The following is a 1,217-nucleotide window of genomic DNA, read 5'->3' as shown; positions in this document are numbered from 1 at the left end:
CCTGCGCGATCTCGCGCTCGAGCGTCCCGCGCTCGCTCCGCGCATTGGCCGCCGCGCCGCGCCGCGCCTCGGCCTCTGACGACAGCGCCGCCACCCGCGCCCGCGTCGCCGATCCGTCGGGCAGCGCCGCCTTGCCCGCCTCGGCGCGCGCCAGCTCGCCCGCCGCCTCGTCCAGCTCGCCCGCCACCCGGGCGCGGCGCGAATCGAGGTCGGCGCGCTGGGCCTCGAGCCGTTCGAGCTGGGCAGTGGCACGGTCCTCGGCCCGGCCCGCCTCGCGCCCGGCATTCTCGGCCTCGCCGAGCAGGCGCCGGCTCTCGGCCGCGGCCTGCCGCGCTGCGCCGATCGTTTCGTCGATCCGCGCCAGCTCGGCATCGGCGGTCTCGACGGCGCGCGCCGCTGCCGGGCGTGCCTTCTCGATCGCCGCGAGCCGGTTGACCCGTTCGAGCCGCTCGGCCGCCGCGGCGCCGCCCGACTTCGCGACATAGCCGTCCCAGCGCCGCAACACCCCGGCGAGCGTCACCAGCCGTTGCCCGACCGCGAGCGGCTGGCCGTCGTCCTTCTCCGCCACCAGCACCTGCGCCAGCCGCCGCGCCAGCCCGGCCGGCGCCGCGACATGGCGCGCCAGCGCGACCGTTCCCGTCGGCGCATCCGGATCGCCGGCCATCGGCTCGGCCCCTGCCCAATAGCGCTCGGCGCCCGTATCGAGCCCCGCGTCGAGATCGTCCCCGAGCGCGGCGGCGAGCGCGCGCTCATAGCCCGCATCGACCCTGAGCCGATCGAGCAGCCGATCCTTGCCCGAAGGCTGGGTCGCCTTGGCCAACGCCGCGGCTTCGCTGTCGAGCTGGGCCAGCTCGACATGCGCCGCGGCGCGCGCGGATTGCGCGCGATCACGCGCGGCGATCGCGCCGCGCTCATCGGCGTCGGCCTGCGCCAGTCCCGCCCGCGCTGCCTCGGCCTGTTGCACCGCCTGCGCCCGCGCCTCGATCGCGCGCGCCTTCTCGGCCTTGAGCGGCTCGGCGCTGCCCAGCGCCGCGATCTCGGCATCGACGCGGGCCTGATCGCGTCCCGCCCGCTCGGCGCGGGTGCGCGCCCCGCCGAGGTAGCGCCCGCCGCACCCCTTATGCAGCACACAGACCGCCTCGATCACCCGCCAGAGCGTCGCCGCGGCCGAACTCCGGGCACGGCGCGCGAGCCAAGGCGGGAGCGTCTCGGCGAGC

The 1,217-nt window shown here is 77.8% G+C and carries 1 pseudogene; it reads right to left on the bottom strand.

Going from position 1 to position 1,217, the window contains the following annotated elements:
* Nucleotides 1–1,217: pseudogene (locus tag E5A74_RS21070) on the bottom strand (chromosome segregation protein); the annotation flags it as partial.

The sequence above is a fragment of the Sphingomonas naasensis genome, from assembly GCF_004792695.1.
Taxonomy (GTDB): domain Bacteria; phylum Pseudomonadota; class Alphaproteobacteria; order Sphingomonadales; family Sphingomonadaceae; genus Sphingomonas; species Sphingomonas naasensis.
Note: the sequence above shows the minus strand (reverse complement) of the source record. Positions and strands in the feature narration are given on the sequence as shown.